The 18,166-nt window shown below is 65.2% G+C and carries 16 protein-coding genes and 1 tRNA gene; 8 read left to right on the top strand and 9 right to left on the bottom strand.

Translation table 11 applies throughout. From position 1 onward, the window contains the following. Positions 1–139 precede the first annotated feature (139 nt). A complete protein-coding gene (locus tag E5162_RS09165) occupies positions 140–943 on the top strand; it encodes a class I SAM-dependent methyltransferase (protein WP_135944932.1) in 804 nt (267 codons plus the stop codon). 181 nt (positions 944–1,124) lie between these two features. On the opposite strand, the gene E5162_RS09160 is transcribed toward E5162_RS09165, so the two are convergent. After that, complete coding sequence (locus tag E5162_RS09160; protein ID WP_135944931.1) at positions 1,125–1,880, bottom strand: LytR/AlgR family response regulator transcription factor; 756 nt, start codon at positions 1,878–1,880, stop codon at positions 1,125–1,127. A 3-nt stretch (positions 1,881–1,883) separates the two neighbouring features. Then, complete coding sequence (locus E5162_RS09155) at positions 1,884–3,629, bottom strand: sensor histidine kinase (protein WP_158291260.1); 1,746 nt, start codon at positions 3,627–3,629, stop codon at positions 1,884–1,886. Positions 3,630–3,779: 150 nt separating this feature from the next. Between E5162_RS09155 and E5162_RS09150 the strand changes: the two genes are divergently transcribed. The 3 genes from E5162_RS09150 (at position 3,780) to E5162_RS09135 (ending at position 9,258) form a co-directional block, all read left to right on the top strand. Next, positions 3,780–6,866, top strand: a complete 3,087-nt coding sequence (locus E5162_RS09150) for a TonB-dependent receptor domain-containing protein (RefSeq protein WP_158291259.1) — start codon at positions 3,780–3,782, stop codon at positions 6,864–6,866. Positions 6,867–7,406: 540 nt separating this feature from the next. After that, on the top strand, positions 7,407–7,901 hold the full coding sequence (locus tag E5162_RS09140; protein ID WP_158291258.1) for an anthrone oxygenase family protein: 495 nt from the start codon (positions 7,407–7,409) through the stop codon (positions 7,899–7,901). A 94-nt stretch (positions 7,902–7,995) separates the two neighbouring features. Continuing rightward, on the top strand, positions 7,996–9,258 hold the full coding sequence (locus E5162_RS09135) for a serine hydrolase domain-containing protein (RefSeq protein ID WP_135944927.1): 1,263 nt from the start codon (positions 7,996–7,998) through the stop codon (positions 9,256–9,258). Between the two features lie 147 nt (positions 9,259–9,405). On the opposite strand, the gene E5162_RS09130 is transcribed toward E5162_RS09135, so the two are convergent. Next, positions 9,406–9,482, bottom strand: a tRNA-Arg gene (locus E5162_RS09130). Between the two features lie 90 nt (positions 9,483–9,572). Here E5162_RS09130 and E5162_RS09125 point away from each other — a divergent pair. Further along, entirely contained in the window at positions 9,573–11,531 is a 1,959-nt protein-coding gene (locus tag E5162_RS09125; RefSeq protein ID WP_135944926.1) for a potassium/proton antiporter, read from the top strand. On the opposite strand, the gene E5162_RS09120 is transcribed toward E5162_RS09125, so the two are convergent. Together E5162_RS09120 and E5162_RS09115 are read right to left on the bottom strand one after the other, a co-directional pair. After that, positions 11,528–11,899 carry a hypothetical protein gene (locus E5162_RS09120; RefSeq protein ID WP_135944925.1) on the bottom strand — a complete coding sequence of 124 codons (372 nt, stop codon included), beginning with the start codon at positions 11,897–11,899 and terminating at the stop codon, positions 11,528–11,530. The genes E5162_RS09125 and E5162_RS09120 overlap by 4 nt on opposite strands. A gap of 74 nt (positions 11,900–11,973) precedes the next feature. Continuing rightward, positions 11,974–12,945 carry an ABC transporter ATP-binding protein gene (locus E5162_RS09115; protein WP_135944924.1) on the bottom strand — a complete coding sequence of 324 codons (972 nt, stop codon included), beginning with the start codon at positions 12,943–12,945 and terminating at the stop codon, positions 11,974–11,976. Positions 12,946–13,106: 161 nt separating this feature from the next. Here E5162_RS09115 and E5162_RS09110 point away from each other — a divergent pair, with 161 nt between their 5' ends. Continuing rightward, positions 13,107–13,343 (top strand): zinc-finger domain-containing protein, encoded by a 237-nt coding sequence (locus E5162_RS09110; RefSeq protein ID WP_135944923.1) that lies wholly within the window; start codon positions 13,107–13,109, stop codon positions 13,341–13,343. A gap of 226 nt (positions 13,344–13,569) precedes the next feature. Here E5162_RS09110 and E5162_RS09105 read toward each other — a convergent pair whose 3' ends face one another. The 3 genes from E5162_RS09105 to E5162_RS09095 all read right to left on the bottom strand — a co-directional run bounded on the left by E5162_RS09105 (position 13,570) and on the right by E5162_RS09095 (position 15,563). Further along, the gene (locus E5162_RS09105) at positions 13,570–14,343 is read right to left on the bottom strand and encodes a DUF2189 domain-containing protein (RefSeq protein ID WP_135944922.1); all 774 of its coding nucleotides are present in this window, start codon (positions 14,341–14,343) and stop codon (positions 13,570–13,572) included. Between the two features lie 99 nt (positions 14,344–14,442). Further along, entirely contained in the window at positions 14,443–14,928 is a 486-nt protein-coding gene (locus E5162_RS09100; RefSeq protein ID WP_135944921.1) for a methyltransferase family protein, read from the bottom strand. Next, complete coding sequence (locus E5162_RS09095; protein WP_135944920.1) at positions 14,925–15,563, bottom strand: cation efflux transmembrane domain-containing protein; 639 nt, start codon at positions 15,561–15,563, stop codon at positions 14,925–14,927. The genes E5162_RS09100 and E5162_RS09095 overlap by 4 nt, the downstream gene beginning before the upstream one ends. Before the next feature lie 76 nt (positions 15,564–15,639). Here E5162_RS09095 and E5162_RS09090 point away from each other — a divergent pair, with 76 nt between their 5' ends. Next, a complete protein-coding gene (locus tag E5162_RS09090; RefSeq protein ID WP_174234999.1) occupies positions 15,640–16,041 on the top strand; it encodes a MerR family transcriptional regulator in 402 nt (133 codons plus the stop codon). Between the two features lie 36 nt (positions 16,042–16,077). On the opposite strand, the gene hemN is transcribed toward E5162_RS09090, so the two are convergent. Beyond that, entirely contained in the window at positions 16,078–17,463 is a 1,386-nt protein-coding gene (gene hemN / locus E5162_RS09085) for an oxygen-independent coproporphyrinogen III oxidase (RefSeq protein ID WP_135944919.1), read from the bottom strand. A 94-nt stretch (positions 17,464–17,557) separates the two neighbouring features. On the opposite strand from hemN, the gene E5162_RS09080 reads away from it, so the two are divergent. Continuing rightward, positions 17,558–18,142 (top strand): phosphoribosyltransferase, encoded by a 585-nt coding sequence (locus tag E5162_RS09080; protein ID WP_135944918.1) that lies wholly within the window; start codon positions 17,558–17,560, stop codon positions 18,140–18,142. Positions 18,143–18,166: the final 24 nt, after the last annotated feature.

The raw sequence follows: 18,166 nt of genomic DNA, 5'->3' as shown, positions 1-18,166 counted from the left end.
CCGTCTGTTAGGAGTAAGCGCAGAGCGATCTGATCGGTACGCGCCGGCCAATCGCACGCGGACGCTCTTCTTGCGCCAAAGACGCTCTGTTCGTCCGCGTCACGCCGTCACCTCTCCCCGTATCGCGAAGGAAATCCCCGTGATCACGAATGAAAACGCCACGCGCGCCTGTCCGGTCTGCAACTCGGAAGGCTACACCGCGGAACGCATCTCTCGTGATCCCTGGCGGGTGGCACGATGCGAGGACTGCAGCTTTGTCTATCTGCAGAATCCGCCTGCCCTCGAACAGCTGATGGCCGAGTTTAGCTGGGACAAGACAGTCGAAACCGAATCGGTGCGACGCAAGGCCGAACAGCCGGTGCTTCAATGGTTCGACCGAAAGACGCGGTGGCGCTTGCACATGTTCGAGCGGCCTGAAAGCCGCAAATTCCTGGAAAAGGCCATCGGGTCAGGAAATGTGCTCGATCTCGGTTGCGGGGACGGCCGCCACGCGATGGCCCTCTCCGAAGCCTACACGCCATTTGGCGTCGAGATCGCGCCGGTCCTTGCCGAGGCGGCCGACAAGGCGTTTGCAGGACGGGGCGGTCATTGCGTTTCCGCCGATTCCTTGTCGGGTATCGGGACGTTCGAGGACGGCTTTTTCGATGGTGCAATCCTGAACTCCTACCTCGAGCACGATACCCGCCCCCTCGAAGTGCTGGAAGCGCTCCAGCCGAAAATGAAACCCGGCGCCCCGGTCATCGTGAAAGTCCCCAATTACGGCTCGTGGAACGCCGCGGTGATGGGACGGGGCTGGTGCGGTGTACGCCTGCCCGATCACGTCAACTATTTCACCTGGGACAGCCTCGCCGACATGGGCGGCCGGGCCGGATACTCGGTCCAGGGTGTGCCGAGCGCCAATCTGCCGACGAACGACAATATGTGGGCGATCATGCAGGCGTAGCCAGTTGCGCGCACGCTCTGCTGGCCCGGCGTCGTTCATCGCATCTGAGTGGCCTCTTGCCGCAAAGTGCGTGCGCCGCGCCGGGGCAAGGCGCAGCGTGAGTGCATCGATCGACCCCAAGATCGATAAAATCCCAACCCGGGGGACGGCGGTTGGCAACAAGGCCGCCGTCCCCCACCTGTCATCGAGTTCGGGCCAGCGCCTCGGCAACCGATTTCTCGTAGGCTCTCCCGATACGGACCTGCGCCCCGCAATCGAGATGAAGGCGCTTTGCTCCGCCAGCGTCGCACGACAGACGTTCAATCCTGCACAAATTGACCGCAGCCGAGCGATGCACGCGAATAAAAAGGCGGCGGTCGAGCGTCTCGAGAAGACCCGTCAAGGTCGCTCGATGGAGCCAGGATTGCGCCCCGACATGGAGACGAACATAGTCTCCTTCTGCCTCCAGCCAGTCCATTCGAGCGGGATCTATGCGCACCCGGCCACTACGGTCCTTCACCCAGAGCGCCGCCTCCTCGCCGCGCAATGTATGTACAAGCGCCTCGAGCTCGTCCGCCCGGGCCTGAGCATCGCGTGTGGCAAGGTTCTGGCGGGCGCGGCCGAGCGCCTGGTCGAGCCTGTCAGGCTCAACCGGTTTGAGCAGATAATCGGAGGCATTCGCCTCGAAGGCACGCACTGCGAAGACATCGTAGGCAGTGACGAACACCACTGACACCGGATTGCCGCGCCGGGATATCAAATCGGCGAGCTCCAGGCCGTCCAGCCCGGGCATCTGAATGTCGAGCAGCACTGCATCTGGCGCGAGCGTCTCAATCGCCTCCAGCGCCGACCGGCCGTCGCGAGCACTACCGACCACTTCGACCCAGGCACGGCGCGAGAGAAGAATCTCAAGGCGGCGGCAGGCAAGCGGTTCATCGTCGGCGATCAGGACGCGCATGGCTCAGCTCTCCGCGGCTTCGGAGACGGTGACGAAAGGCAGCACGATACGGGCAATGAAGCCTCCACCCTCCATTGGGCCGGAGTCGAGCATGCCTTCAGCCCCGTAGATCGTACGCAGCCGCGCTGCCACGTTCGCGAGACCGACACCGCCGCCCGAACTCACGGGATGCGCGATCCCGCCCCCGTCATCGGTCACACACAATTCAAGGCGGTTTGCATCAATTCGGCGCGCGCACACACGCACATGAACCGGGCGTGTAGAACGCGAAACACCGTACTTGACCGCATTCTCCAGCAATGGCTGCAGGATCAGGGTCGGCACCAAAGCAGGCAGGCAACCGGCTTCCACATCGAACGCGATCTGGAGCCGTTCTTCGAACCGGATCTGTTCGATTTCCAGATAGAGCCGCTGCGCAGCGATTTCGTCTTCCAGTGTCGTTTCATCGTCAGGCAGGACTTCGAGCGCGAACCGAAGGAAGCGGGCGAGACGGCCGAGCATCGCGTCGGCATCCTCGGTGCGCTTGTCCAGCAACAGGCTGGAGACCGCATTCAACGTATTGAACAGGAAGTGCGGGTTGAGCTGAAAGCGCAGCATCTTCACCTGCGCATCCTTGGCCAGCATCATGGACTCGTAGAGCCGCTTCTCCTGCGCACGAAGCCGGCGGGCGCTGTCCAGCGCCAGATAGAAGCCCGACCAGCCGACGAAGACCGGAAAGTTGAGGAACATCCACCGCGGCGCCGACATCAGCAAGAATTCCAGCCTTGTGATCTCGCCGGTCGCCAGCGACGGAGGCCCCTCGACCGGGGCGATGATGAAATAGGAAACGAAAATACCCAGCACATAGGCCGCGGTGGTCGCAACCGAGACCGTAAGCGCGAGCGCGGCGCGTCGGCCCAGCGACCACAAGCGGCTCGGACGCAGCAAGGTGTAATGAGCCAGTCCCGTCACTGCGAAGCCGCCCGCCTCGGCGAGGAGGATTCGCCAAGCCTGGGTCGGGCTGTCGCCAAGATTGATCGAATTGGCGATTGAGAACAGCGCAAGTGCCGACCAGAACGCGGCCTGGAAGGTCCAGAACCAGCGCGCGTCGAGGCCAGGATAGCCCTCTTGTGAGCCCAGCCGGAGTGTCTCGGCAGCCGCCGCTGAAGCCCCGCCCATGTTCCGAGGCTCTTCCTGGTCGAGGAGAAGGAAGAACCCAGCGTAGGCAGCGAAGACCCAGACATGCAGGGAGGCCATGCGAATCAGCCGCGCCTCGAAACCAGCCTGGAGGAAGCTGGGCCCGGCGAGCGGCTCGATAAGGCCGATCGAGACGAACGAGAAGATGACGGATGCTGCAAGGCTCGCCGCAACTGCCGTGACCGCGCGTGCCAGGATGGAGTAGCGCCGCAATCTGGCAAGACCGAATGCGGTTGTCGCGCTCAATACGGCGCCGAACACATCTGCCGTTATCGGACGCCAGATCAGACCGACCGCAAGATCCTGAGCCTGGATCGCGTGGAGCGAGCCGAGTACCGAGAGTGCGACCATCGCGCCCCAGACCACAGCGGTAAGGATCGCAATTGTCCGCCAGCGTGCGACTGCCCCCTGCGAGGCTGTGCCCGGCGAGCCAGACCCGCGTTCATATGGGAGGTCCAGTGTTGTCATATCGACACTATAGACGCGCGACACCGGACCTTGGGAAGGCGCCTGCTTGCTGTTGGTCGCGCGCCAGGCGCGGTTCATCGCAAGAGCCGGCACGAACTCAGCCAAGCGCGCCGTTTGTCGCGCTCGGCCAACGTCCTGCCGCAAGACCCGCGCGGTTCGCGACACTCCCGTGACAGTTTCAGGACACGGACGGCGGGCGCCGTCCCGCGGCGCATGCGCGCTGCGCCTTATGTCAAGAACGGGGGACTGAATACGATGCAATCCTTATTTGAGAAGCGGGGCCTGCGGGCCATCCTGCTCGGCGGAGCCGCAGCCGCGAGCCTTGCCGCCGGGCACGCCTACGCCCAGGAAGCCGAAGACGGGGAGGAAAGCGCCAACGCGTCCGACCGCATTATCGTCACGGGCTCGCGGATCGTGCGCCAGGACTTCGCGGCGGACAGTCCGGTTGTCACAATCCAGGGCGACGCGCTGACCGCGAACGCCGATATCACCGTGGACACGTATCTGAACACGTTGCCGCAGGTGAACCCGGCGGGCACCACCACCTCTAACAACCCCGGCAATGGCGGCCAAGCAAATGTCGACCTGCGCGGCTTCGGGGCCAACCGCAATATCGTCCTGCTCAACGGCCGCCGCATGATGCCGTCTGCCGCGAGCCTGACGGTCGACCTCAACACAGTCCCCGCCGCCCTGATCGACCGGATCGAAGTGGTGACCGGCGGCGCAGGCGCTGTTTACGGCGCCGACGCGGTGGCCGGGGCAGTCAACATCATCCTCAAGGATGATTTCGAGGGCATGGATCTACGTGTCAGCTATGAGAACTCTACTGAATACTGGGATGCAGAGGAGTATTCGGTCTCCGGCGTGGTCGGCGGGAATTTTGGCAGTGACCGGGGCAACGCCGTGCTTGCGATCGAGCGGTCTGTGCGTGAAGGGATGATCAAGAGCCAGCGTCCATTTGCCGAACAGGCCACGTCTACCACCAGCTTCTTCCCGGAGGGCTCGCTGCTGTTCGGTGCGGCGAATGCGCCAACCGAAGCGGCGGTGGACGCGGTTTTCGCCGGATACGGCGTCGCGCCGGGCGGGGTATCTGCCGGCAATCGCTTTGGATTCAACCTGGACGGCACGCTTTTCTCGGCCGGTGTCTTCAACAACCCCTCCGATGTCGAGAACTTTCGGTACGATATCGACGGCAACGTCAACCAGAACATCTTTCCGGACGCCTACTCATACAATTTCGACTTCGTGAATCTGCTTACCCTGCCGCTGGAACGCGACAGCTTCATGGGGCAGGCCGAATACCGCTTCGACAACGACGTCGAAGTCTTCGGCAACGTGACCTATAGCCAATACAACTCCGCGCAAGCGCTCGCACCGACGCCGATTCCCACCGTGAGAATCCGTCCGCCGGGGGAAAATAGCGCGATCGAGGCGGTCTCCGCGCTGATAGAGCCGGGCCGGTCGGTTGCCAACCAGCTGATCATTCCGGTCACGAACCCGTTCATTCCCGCCGACCTCGCGCTTATCCTGGCGAGCCGGACCGGCGACGATCCCAATCTCGTGGGATCCGGGGCAGACGAGCCGTTCCAGATGCGCCAGCGCACATTGTCGGCCGGACTGCGCCAATCCAATTTCGAGAACACGGTCAGCAATGTGACCTTCGGCGTTTCCGGGCCGATCGGTGCGTCGGGGTGGCGCTGGAACGCTTATGTCTCCGAAGGCGACACCGAGATCGACCGGACCCAGCAAGGCAATATCGATACAAACCGGCTTCAGATACTGCTCGAAGCGGCCGACGGTGGAGACTCCATCTGCTCGGGCGGGTTCAACCCGTTCGGCCGGCAACCGCTATCTCAGGAGTGTATCGATTATCTGGAGGTGAGCTCGACCGCCACGACCGAGTTCTCCCAGACTGTCGCTCAGCTCTACGTGACCGGCGATTTGCTGGAACTGCCTGCAGGTACGGTCTCCACTGTTCTCGGTGCAGAGTATCGCGGGTTCGACTTCTCGTTCGACCCGGGTTCGGGCGGCGGTCCGATCTCCGGCTTCAACGCCCAGAATCCCAATTCGGGCACCAACAGCTTCGAGGACATCTTCGGCGAGGCCCTCATTCCGCTCGCCAGTGATCACCCTTGGGCGCAGAGCTTGGAACTCACGCTGGGCTACCGCTTCTCCCGGTCCGAATTCACCGACGGGATCACCGGTGATACCGGCGGCAGCGAAGACAGCGCTTACAAGGCTGAGCTGAGCTGGACGCCTCTGGACTATGCGCGGGTCCGTGCCAGCTACCAGCAGGCCGTACGGGCACCGAACTTCGGTGAATTGTTCGGCGGCGGCGGCGCAGCTCCGCAGTACTTCGACCCGTGCTCAGTCACCACCCAGGCCCGGACTGGCGCGGATAGCGCCCAGGTTCGCGCGTTGTGTGCGGCAACAGGCGTGGCGGCGCCGGATCTCTATGCCCAGACGCCCGGTACCCAAGCCTCCGTCACAACGTCGGGCAATACCAACCTCGATCCGGAATCGGCTGATACCTATACGCTCGGGGTCGTGTTCTCCGCGCCGGTCCAGAACCAGTGGACCGAGCGGTTCCAAGGCTCGATCGACTACTGGTATATCGATATCAGCTCGCCCATCCTGTCGCCGGGGGTGAACCAGCTCGTCGCTGATTGCTATAACTACTATGGCAATAACCAGGCTTATGACGCCGGCTATTCAAGCTGCCAGACAATTGTGCGCGGTGGCGGGGATATCTTCTTCCTGGTCGATCCCAACGATCCGAACGGTCTGTTCCCCGGGGTTAATGGCGGCACGCAGCAAGCCTCAGGGCTCGACTTCCAGTTCAATTACGGCTTCGACCTGAACTGGATGGGAGCACCCGACTGGGCCGGCTCGATCCAGACCCAGCTGCTCCTGACCCATCTTCTGGAGTGGAACCAGCAGGAATTGTCCGACCTTCCGGTCCTGGATTTCTCCGGCACGGCCTCCTTCTTCGGCGAGGGGCTGGGCACGTCCTTCCCGGAGTGGAAGGCACTGTGGAACACAAGATGGTCGGTATCCGACTTCGAGTTCGACTTGCGTGGCCAGTACATCAGCTCGATGGAGAACCGCGCGAACGTGATCTTCCCGGGTGAAACCTCGTTCACCGGAACCGACGCGATCTGGTACTGGGACGTAGGTGCAACCTGGAAAGTTACCGAGGGCGCATCGGTCCGCCTCGGGATCAACAACCTGTTCGACGAGCAGCCCCCGGAATATGCGCCGAACGTGCAGTCCGGCACCGATCCGTCCCTGTTCGACGTCGTGGGCCGGCGCGTATTCGGTCAGATCGTCCTGCGATACTGAGCGCCTGACTGCCTCACCACAAAGGGGGCGAGGGTGGGAACGCAAGTTCCCACCCTTTTTTTACCCGCTCGCCCCGGCAGCCTGCGGATCTGCGTATCGTCTTCGGTCAAATCATCGAAGAGGACCATGTGGCGGGTTTCAACACCCCTTCCGGGCCGTCTGACGGGCCGGTAGTCGTGATCGGCGCCTCCGGCAAGAGACCGGACGCCGCGTTGCCGAAAGGCTGCGGGCCAGCGGCTGCACGGTCCGGATCGGTTCACGTTCCAGCATGCCCGCCTTCGACTGGGCCTGCGAGACACGCTGAACGGACGATCGTCCGGGCAAGCTGGTTCAACCACAATCCCCAGGGGCCCGCGCAAGAATAGCGCCGGCCACCCGGAAATGCGGCATTTCTCTATTCAGACATTGTGCTTTACAATGCTTGTCCTCCTGTCACGAGACTCGCAGGGGAGCGGGTTCGCCCCTCCGGCAGCACCGATCTTACCGGCCTTAGATGTTCGCGTTGCGGCCGGTCGCGCAGCCCAAGAAGGATATTGCGCCATGACCGATGACTGGCCGGTCCATTTCAGTCTCTTTCTTGCGCTCTGGACCGCCGTCATTGCAGGCGTGTTCTCCGCCTTTTCCGAGTTTGTGATGCGCGCATTGTCTCGCGCCGCGCCGGCAAGCGGCGTGGATGCGATGCAGCAGATCAACGTTTCCGTTCTCAGGACACAATTCGTCGCGGGCATTCTCTTGATCCCGCCCATATCGATCGGCTTCGCGATCTACGGGTTCGGCGCGTTCGACGGCCTCGCGCGCATCTCGTCTTTCGGCGCCGCGCTTGTCTACACAACGATGGTCTTTCTGGTCACGGTCTTCGGGAATGTACCGATGAATAACCGGCTTGCCGGCCTGGACCCTCACGCGCGCGAGACCGAGGCATACTGGTCTGAATACGGACGGGTCTGGACGCGGCTGAACCACATCCGCACGCTCGGCAGCCTGTTCACCGCCGGCCTCTACCTGGTCACCGGCGTCGCGCTGCTGACGGAATGAAAGAAAGCCGGGATCTCGCGACGACATTACGCGGCCGCCTCGATCGCTGCGGCGCCACGACATAACGCACTTATTGGACGAATAGGAGACTTCCATGCTCAGGCTCATATTTCTCGCGGTCGGAACCCTTGTGGCTGCCCTCATCTGGGCGGTCCTAGTGTTCTTTTCCGTGAGTGAAGGCTGGATCAGAACGCCCCTCGCCAGTTCGGACACGCCCGACGCCTTCGTCGCGGCTGCCCGGCGCCTCGCCGAGGAGGAATCGGGCGGCACTCTCAGCCTCATGCTGATCGAAGACGGCGACGGGGCGGGGGGTTTCGACATTTCGGCCGGCGCGCCCGTCGATGAAGACAGCGTGTTCCAGGTCGCCTCGCTGAGCAAGTGGCTCACCGCCTGGGGTGTGATGGTCCTGGTCGAAGACGGAGCAGTCGATCTCGACGCGCCGGTCGAAAACTATCTGACCCGCTGGACGCTTCCCGAGAGCGAGTTCGATCCTTCCGGCGTTACGCTCCGGCGGCTGCTCAGCCACACTGCGGGGCTTTCAGACGGGCTCGGTTATGACGGTTTCGACAGCGCCGGCGACGTGCAGTCACTAGAGGAGTCCCTGACGCGCGCCGAAGACGCCTCGCCCGGCAATGACGGGGCAGTGCGTATCGGCGCGGAGCCCGGCTCGGGCTGGGACTACTCCGGCGGAGGCTACACGCTGATGCAGCTTGTGATCGAGGAAGTCTCCGGGGACGCGTTCAGCGAGTTCATGGAGGCGCGCATCTTCGAGCCCCTGGGAATGAACCGCACGACGTTCGACTACGCGCGGGCGCAGGATCTGGGTTTTGCGGAAAACTACACGCCTGAAGGCGCGACCGAGCCCTATCGCCACTATACAGCGCTGGGCGCGGCTTCGCTCTTTACCACGACCGCGGACATGGCCCGCTTCATTGAGGCTCAGACGGACGAGGACGGCCAGGACGTGCTCTCCGAAGAAACCCTCGAACTCATGCGCACGCCGCACGCCTCGCAACTGGGCGCGGACATCTGGGGGCTCGGCGTGATGCTTTACGCCCCGAACGGACACGGCGGCCATATCATCGGCCACGACGGAAACAACGAACCCGCCATCAACACCGCGGCCAGGTTCGACCCGGCCACCGGCGACGGGATCGTCGTTCTGGAAACGGGAAGCCGGCTCCTCGCAACCCGGCTCGCCGGAGAGTGGGTCTTCTGGAAAACCGGGAAGGTGGACAATCTGATGTTCGCACTTGCCATCGAGCGCATGCTGCTCTGGATCGCGGGCGGCGCACTGCTCATCCTGATTGGCGGCGCCTGGATCGGCTGGCGTGGGTCGAGGAAGCCCAGGGCTTGAAACGTCAGCTGAGTGCAGCGCGGCCCGTCCATTTTCGAGGGCGGGCCGCCTAGAGCCGGATCGGCGCGTGGTCCCGGTGCGAGGAGTTCGCGCACCAGCCGATCGCCGATCCGCGCCCTGTCGAAAACTATACCCGAAAGAAAAATATGGCGCACCCACCAGGATTCGAACCTGGGACCTCTGCCTTCGGAGGGCAGCGCTCTATCCAGCTGAGCTATGGGTGCAGCGATCTAGGCGAGTGTCTTACAGGCGCACGCGGCAAGGTTCAATCATCCCTTTCGGTCCATGGGCAGCGCAGGCCATAGTGCGCCGCGATGGACAATGCCGATTTCATTCTTCTGGCCGCCACGGGCCTGGTCTTGCTGGCGGTTGCCGGCGCTGCGGCCACGAGCCGGGCGGGGGCGCCGCTCCTGCTGGTCTTCCTGAGCCTTGGCATGCTGGCCGGGGTGGAGGGACCGGGGCAGATCGACTTTCACGCGCACGACCAGGCCTATCTCTTCGGGTCGCTGGCGCTCGCGCTCATCCTGTTCGATGGCGGGCTCGGCACGCGTCTGCGCGGCCTGCGCATGGTCCTGCGCCCCGCGCTTTCCCTGGCCACGCTCGGCATCCTGCTCACGGCGGGACTGACCGCAGTGGCGGCCCATTTCCTGTTCGGCCTTGGCTGGGTGGAGTCCCTGTTGATGGGGGCTATCGTGTCGTCTACTGACGCCGCAGCCGTGCTGGCCCTGATCGGCAATCGGGAGATGCAGGCGCGCCAGCGGGTTGTGACGACTCTGGAAGCTGAATCCGGGTTCAACGATCCGGTCGCGGTGATTCTGGTTACGGCATGCGTCCAGGTTCTGACCACAGAAGGCGCGGCCAACATTGCCCTGATGGCGGTCTCCATCATCTGGGCGCTGGCCGCCGGTGCGGCGGTGGGCTGGTTCGGCGGCCGGGCGATCGCGCTGGTCGAACGGCGCGTTCATCTTCCCGAGAGCCTCTATCCGATCTTCTCGGTCACGGCGGCGGTCTTCCTGTTCGCCCTGGCACAGTCGATCAGCGCGTCCGGCTTCCTGGCCGCCTACCTGGCCGGCGTGTCCCTGCGCAGTGTCAGTGCGGGGCCGGCCAAGGCCGCGACGGAGCGGTTTTCCGACGGTCTGGCCTGGCTGTCGCAGATCGGGCTCTTCCTGATGCTTGGCCTGCTCGTCGTGCCCTCCCATGCGGCGGCGGTCGCCTTGCCCGCGATCGCGCTGGCGCTGGTGCTGATCTTCATTGCGCGTCCGGTGACCGTGCTTCTCCTCCTGCTGCCTGAACGCTTCCGGATGAATGAGCGGGCCTTCATCGCCTGGATGGGTCTGCGCGGTGCGGTGCCGATCTTCCTGGGCAGCTTCCCGGTCATTGCGGGGGTGGAAAACGCCAATCTCTATTTCTCCACGGCATTTGCGGTGGTGCTGGCCTCGCTGGTCATCCAGGGCTGGACGGCCGGACCGGTCACCCGCCTGTTCAAGGTGGCGCCGCCCCGGCTCGCCGGCTCACGCCGGCACGCGGTGCGCGCCTTCGGCATTGCCGCCGGCGGGTTCGTGGCGATGGCCGCCGCGATGTATATCGGGGCCGGCATTCTGGACCAGCGCGGCACGGTCATCGAGGCCGAGACGGTCGGCGAGCTGCGCCAGGCGCTCGCCCGGTCCGATCTAGAGGCCGGCATCCGCGTCGAGCGCCTTCCCGGCGACTGGCCGGACCTGCCCCTCGAGGAGCGACGCCCGCTCTTCACAGACCTCGTATTGCGCCTGATCGCGGCGGAGAACGCCCAGATCCGCGAAGACCGGACGGCCCTGCGCCGTCTGATCCAGTGGGAGGCCGAAGGCCGGGTGCTGTCCCTGTCCGAGCAGGCCGAGCGCGAGCAGCTCGCGCGGTCCTATGGCGGCCGGTATGACGACCTCGATGCCCTGCTGACCCGTGTCGACATCATCCCGCCGCGGCTGGCCGTGGCGCAGGCCGCGCTGGCGACGGGCTGGGGTAGCAGCCGGGAGGCGATCGAGCGCAATGCGCTGTTCGGGCAAGCCGGCGGGCTGGACGGTTTTGCCACGCTGTCGCTCTCCACCAGCGACTATGCGCAATTGCTCAACACCCATCCCGATTTTTCCGCCTTCCGCGCGCAACGCGCCGAGATGCGGGCCGGGCCGGGTCCGATCGAGGCCGAAGGGCTGGCCGGGACGCTGGGCGCCTATGCCGCAGACGGGCCCGCCTATATCCAGCAGGTGCGCGCCGTGCTGGACTCCGTTCCGGCCGACTAGAGGCCTGCCCCAGTTCCTGCGCCGGTGGGATCGTCACCCGCGTCACCCCCGCGCGAGCCGGCCGCGGCATCCATATCCTCGTCCCCGTCGTCCCTGCGGCGGCGCGACTGACCCGCCGAAGCGCCGAAGGCCAGGCCCGGCGCGTAACGATCCTGTCCGTCCGGCGTGACCATGCCGGGGGCAAAATCGCTGCCCATCAGCGCGCGGTAGGCATAGAGGCTGCCGGCGACGGCACCCAGGAACAGGACCGCCAGGAGGACCCAGCCGCCGAGCGAGGCCGGTTCGAGCTGAAGGATCAGGAAAAGTGCGACCGCGAAGGTCACAAGCGCGATCGTGAAAGCAGCCAGACGGCGGAAAAAGCGTATCATGCCCGGGAGTCTGCGCGCCCGATGGGGCAAAAACAAGACAGGAGGCCCCGCCGCGTCCCCCGCCACGCCTGGCGTCAGGCCGCCGTGTCCGGCTTGGCGCGGTTATAGGTCAGCGACAGGAAGACATCTTCCAGGTCGGGTTCCTCGGTGCGCAGATCGTTGATCCGGTTGCCGGTCTCGCGAAAGCGCTCGATCAGGTCGGCGACCGAGACCTCGCCGAACTTGTAGGTGATGGCGATGGCCCCGCCCCGCATCGAGACCTCGGTATGGGGCAGCCGGGCGAAAACCTCGGGGACCTCGCTCAGCGCATTGACCGGTTCGATCACCAGCGTCTTGCGGTCGAGCCGGCGCAGGAGCTGGTCCTTCGGCTCGCAGGCCACGACCTCGCCCTCATTGATGATGGCGATCTCGTCGCATAGCTCCTGGGCTTCTTCGAGATAGTGCGTGGTCAGCACGATGGTCGTCCCGGCCTTGTTCAGCTCGACGACATATTCCCAGAGCTGGCGACGCAGCTCGATATCGACCCCCGCCGTCGGCTCGTCGAGCACGAGGACGGGCGGATTGTGGACCAGTGCCTTGGCGACCAGCAGGCGGCGCTTCATCCCCCCCGACAGCATGCGCACATAGGCGTCGCGCTTGTCGGCCAGGCCCACTGCCTCAAGGATTTCGTCCGTGCGCCGCTCGCTCTTGGGCACGCCGTAGAAGCCGGCCATCAATTCCAGGGTCTCGAACGGCGTGAAGAACACGTCCATGTTGATTTCCTGCGGCACGATGCCGATCGCGGCGCGCGCCTGGCGCGGCTGGCGGTCGATATCGATGCCCCAGATGCGCCCGGTGCCGCTCGACTTGTTCACCAGGCCGGCAAAGATGTTGATGAAGGTCGACTTGCCCGCCCCGTTCGGTCCCAGAAGGCCGAAGATGGAGCCGCGCTTCACCTTCAGGTCCACGCCCTTGAGCGCGTGCTTGGGCGAACTCGACTTCGACCCCGCATACGTCTTCTGCAGGCCCTCGGCCTCGAGCGCGTAATCGGGCGGGGTAGAAGACATGGCGTGTCCTTTGAACGGGTCTGAGAAGTGGAAGCGGAAGAGCGCGCACGCGTTGACGCAGGCGCGCAGCCGACCTAATCACGAGGGTGAACTTAAGGGGCGCGGCCAGCCGCGTCCATGGCCCGCACACCCTGGCGAACATGAAGAGCACGGCCCCTGTCATGAGCAAGCTGCCCACCGATCCGAACCTTGAAGCGCGCGCCCGGGCCGCCGGAGCGACCGGCTTTCCGGCTCCGGAAACGATCTACACGCGTGACCATCGCGTGATGTGCGACGGGGGCGGTGGCGCGCTCGGCCATCCGCGCGTCTATTACGAGATGGGCGATGACGGCTTTGTCGAGTGCGGCTATTGCGACCGCCGCTTCATCCTCGAAGCCGGGCCCGCCGACGAGCGCTGAGCGAGACCGGACTCTCACGGCTTTACCGACTCCTACTACTACCACGACTCTCATTCTGCCCCGGCTCGTGCGCGAGAAGCGGGAAGCAACCGGCGCGCAGTATGGAGCGTGACAGCACGGCGGGGATTAAGCACGGCAGCCCCGTCGCGCGCGATGTCCGCCGTCTCCGAGATCCTCAGGTCTTCGCTGCGCTCCGCCCGGGGTTTCAGGCGGGGTGCTCGGCGCCTTACCCGTTCACTGCGCTGGCGCCCGGTTCGGGTCTGGGGTTGAAATCCTTGTAGGCGTGCCAGCTGGCGTGGGCGAGCCAGGGGAAGGCAATGGCGAGGCCGATGAAGAAGACCACGCTACCGACGGCCACGAAAAAGGCGATCAGCCAGGCCCAGGTGATCATCACGAAGGGCTTGGCCAGGACCGATTTGACGCTGGCGACGACCGCCGTGACCGCGTCCACGTCCTGATCGGTCAGCATCGGAAAGGCGAGGGCGGAGACAGCGAACGTCACGAAAGCGAGCGCCGCGCCGATGAGCGTTCCGACGACAAGCAGGGCAAGTCCGGTCGGATCGGTCAGGACGAATTGCAGGAATTGCCCCGGCGGCATGGTGTTGCCGACCGTGAAGGCGGCGTAGAGAAATTGCGCCAGACGCGCCCAGGTCAGGAAGAAGACCAGCAGCAGGACGCTGAGCAGGGCCAGCTGGCCGATGCGGCCGGGCGGCAGGCTCCAGAAATCGAGCAGGCGCGGCGTCTGACCGCTCTCGCGCACGTGGTTGATGCGATAAATGCCGACCGCGAAGGCGGGCGCAATCAGCGCGAAACCGCCGGCCAGAACCGGCACCATCGCGGCCTGACCCACCGACCAGAGGCCGGCGGTGATGAGGAGACCGGTCACGGTGAAAGCGATCCCGTAGCCGATGGAGATGACCGGGCTCGCCATCATGTCGGCGAAGCCGGCCTTGAGCCACGCCCAGGGCGCGTCCCGGCGCACGCTGTCCAGAGTAACCATGATGCTCCTCCCCGTTATGATTATCCCTACAGTGTGTGCAGGAATGGAAGGGGCGTCAATTCGCCCGCTGAGGCCGTTCGAGCGGTTTTCAGGCCGGACTCAGGGGAAGACGGTCAGGCGCGGCACGAAACGGCCGGTGCGGCGGCGATAGGCCGGGTAGCTGTCGGGAAACCACTCCTCCATCAGAGCCTCCTCGTGCCCGATGACGAGATGGGCGCCGGCATGGGCCAGCACCAGCGTCGCGAGATAGGCCGGGTGAGCCAGCACAAGGATGAGGGCGGGGGCGAGGATGGACAGGAAGGCGGCGTAGAGCGGATGGCGCACGAAGCGGAACGGCCCGCCCGTGACCAGCGCCCGGCCGCGGCGCTCCGGTGTGAGCGTGCGCACGCTCCATGCGATCAACGCGGAGCCGAGGCCCAGGGCGAGGACGAGACCGGCGAGGCGCAGGCTGGCCGGGACGGGCAGCGCCAGCTCCGGCGTCAGCCGCGCCAGCCCACGTCCGATCAGCAGGGCGCCCGCGCCGGCTAGCGCGATGGCCGGACCGGAACCGAAGATGCGGTTATAGGCGGCGGTAAACCGGGTCATTGCGGTGCCCCGGTGCCCGCGTTGCGGGGATCGCGCAACTCGCCTAAGGCCTGCACGGCGATGGCGGCCCCGGAGCGCAGGAACAGACCGGCGAGTGCGAAGGCGACCAGCAGGTCCGGCCAGACCGATCCGGTCAGGGCCACCAGCCCGCCCGCGCCCATGACCGCGACATTGCCGATGGAGTCATTGCGCGAGCACAGCCAGACGGAGCGGACATTGGAATCGCCATCCTTCCAGCGCAGCAGGATGAGAACGCTCACCAGATTGGCGGCCAGGGCCAGCAAGCCGACAAGGCCCATGATCTCTGCCTGCGGCGTGCCGTCCGAGAAGAGGCGTGCGATGGAGGACGCGACGATGGCGAGCGCCAGGACGCCGAGCGACAGCGCCTTGATCAGGGACGCGCTGGCGCGGATCGTGACCGCCATGCCGATCACGGCCAGGCTGATCGCATAGGTCGCGGCATCGCCGGCAAAATCGAGGGCATCGGCCTTCAGGGCCTGCGATCCGGCTGCGAAGCCGGAGACACCCTCGACCAGGAACATGGCCGCATTGATGGCGATGACCGCCATCAGGGCGCGCCGGTAGGCGCGCGACTGACCGTCGAAAACGGCCGGGTCGCATCCGCATCCACTCATGGGTGCGTCTCCTCTTTCCAAAATCCGGTCGCCACCCTAATTTCTACAGTGGCTGTAGATTCAAGGGGAAATTTTCATGGTGCGCGAGATGACGATTGGCGCCCTGTCGCGCGCGACCGGGGTGAAGGTGACGACGATCCGCTATTACGAGACGATCGGCCTGATGGCCCGGCCCGCCCGCACCGCGAGCGGACACCGGCGCTACACAACGGCAGAGCGCGACCAGCTGGCTTTCATCCGGCAGGCCAGACGGCTTGGCTTCGAACTGGATGCCATTCGCGAGCTGCTCGAGCTTGCCCGCTATCCCGAGCAGTCCTGCAGCAATGCGGACTCGATTGCGCGCCGCCAGAAAGCGGAGATCGAGGCGCGCATTCGCCGGCTTGAAACGCTGGACGCCGAGCTGGCCCGCATGATCGCCGATTGCGAAGGCGGGCGGACTGCCGATTGCCGCGTGCTGGAGGCGCTGACCGGCTCCTGAGCCGGGGTCTGCTCAATACGTGACGGCAGTCGCGATTCAGACAGACACCGAGTGCCTGGCGCCGCTGCCCGTCAGATAGGTGTCGAAGGCGGCGGCGGCCAGGCGCGCGAGAGGGCGGTAATCGGGATGGATGGCGAGATGGGATCCGGTGCGCGTCACGATGCCGGCCGCTTCGAGCTCGCTCAGATCCACATCGGGCACGGGGCGGGCATGAATCTGGCTGACCGCGTCGAGATCGACCGACAATTGCGTCATCAGCTGTTCGATGATGGCGCCGCGATACCGGTCTTCGGCGCTGAGCGCGACGCCGCGCGCGACGGGCAGTTCGCCCTTGTCCAGGCTGTCGCGCCACATCCGTACGCCGGTGTGATTTTGCACATAGCCTGAGGGCGTGCGCGAGATGGAGGAGGCGCCGATGCCGATCAGGGTTTCGGCCCGGTCGGTCGTATAGCCCTGGAAATTGCGCCGCAGCGTGCCGGCCCGGCTGGCGAGCGCCATGGCGTCATCGACGCGCGCGTAATGGTCGATGCCGACCCGCTCGAACCCGGCGGTGCAGAACACGTCATCCATCACATCGGCCTGGTCCAGGCGCTCGGCCGGGCCGGGCAGCGTCTTGTCGGGGATGAGACGCTGATGCGCCTTCATGTGGGGCACGTGGGCATAGCCGAAGACGGCCAGGCGCGAGGGCTCCAGCGAGAGCACGTCCTTCGCGGTGGCTTCGCTGGACTCACACGTCTGGTGCGGCAGGCCGTAGAGCACGTCGGCATTGATGTCAGCGATGCCGGCTTCGCGCAGCCGGTCGAAGGCGCGCCGTGTGATGTCGAGCGACTGGATGCGATTGATGGCGCGCTGGGTTTTCAGGTCGAAGGTCTGAATGCCGGTGCTGGCGCGCGTCACGCCGTGCGCGGCGAGGGCCGGGGCAAGCGTGGTGTCAAACTCGCGCGGATCGATCTCGATGGAGATTTCGGCGCCGGCCTCCAGATCGAAGCGGGCGTGGAGGCGCGCCATGATCCGGTCCAGATCGCGTTCGCTGAGGATGGTCGGCGTGCCGCCCCCGAAGGCGAGGTGGGAGACGCGCATGCGCGCGGGCAGGCGGTCGGCAATGCGGTCGATCTCGGCCAGCAGCGGATCGACATAGGCCGCGATGGGAGCGCGCTTCTGGGTCGCGGTGGTATTGCACCCGCAATACCAGCACAGGGTGTGGCAGTAGGGAATGTGAAGATAGAGCGAGACCGCCTCGTTGGGGGGCAGCGCCTCCAGCCAGCCCGCGACCGTCTCCCCCGTCACGCCGTCATGAAAATGGGGCGCGGTCGGGTAGCTGGTATAGCGCGGGCTGTGGCGCGCCGCGAAGCGCAGCAGCGTCTCACGGCGATGACCGGAATCGCGGGACGGGGCGGGGCGAAACTCGATAACCTTGCTCATGGTGCGGGTTTATCCGCGGAAAAAAGCAGCGCGAAGGTGACAGGGTGTCGCGCGGCATCTTGTGTTCGCACCGTGAGCCGTCGCATATGGCGCCATGGTTGACGACAAGCTCTTCCTGAGCGCCGACGACTTGCTCGCCGATGCGTTCGCCCTCGCCCAGATCGTGCTGGAGAGCGGGTTCGAACCCACGCACCTGGTCGGCGTCTGGCGCGGCGGCGCGCCGGTGGCGGTCGCGGTGGAAGAGGCCTTCCGATATCACGGCATCAAGGCGGACAATATCGCGGTGCGGACGCGGGCCTATGCCTCGATCGACAAGCTGCGGCGCGAAGTTTCCGTGCACGGACTGGAATATCTGGCCGACTGCCTCACCCCGCAAAATCGCCTGCTGATCGTGGACGACGTGTTCGACCGCGGCCACAGTCTTGAGACGCTGATCGGGCGGCTTCGCGAGGTGTGCGGACCGGCCATGCCGGGCGAGGTGAAGACGGCTTGCGTCTGGTACAAGCCGACACGGCGCGAGACCGAACTGGCGCCGGACTATTACGTGCACGAGACGGCGCGCTGGCTGGTCTTCCCGCACGAGCTGGAAGGCCTGACGCCGGACGAGATCGCACAGCACAAGCGTGTGCCGGCCGGATTCGCCGACGCGGCCGGACGCCCCGGGACCGCCCGCAAATAGCCTTTAAAAAATCTCCAATTGGCG

It is taken from the genome of Marinicauda pacifica, assembly GCF_004793635.1.
GTDB classification, from domain to species: Bacteria; Pseudomonadota; Alphaproteobacteria; order Caulobacterales; family Maricaulaceae; genus Marinicauda; species Marinicauda pacifica.
The sequence above is the reverse complement of the archived record's forward strand: the minus strand, read 5'-3'. Positions and strand labels throughout refer to the sequence as shown.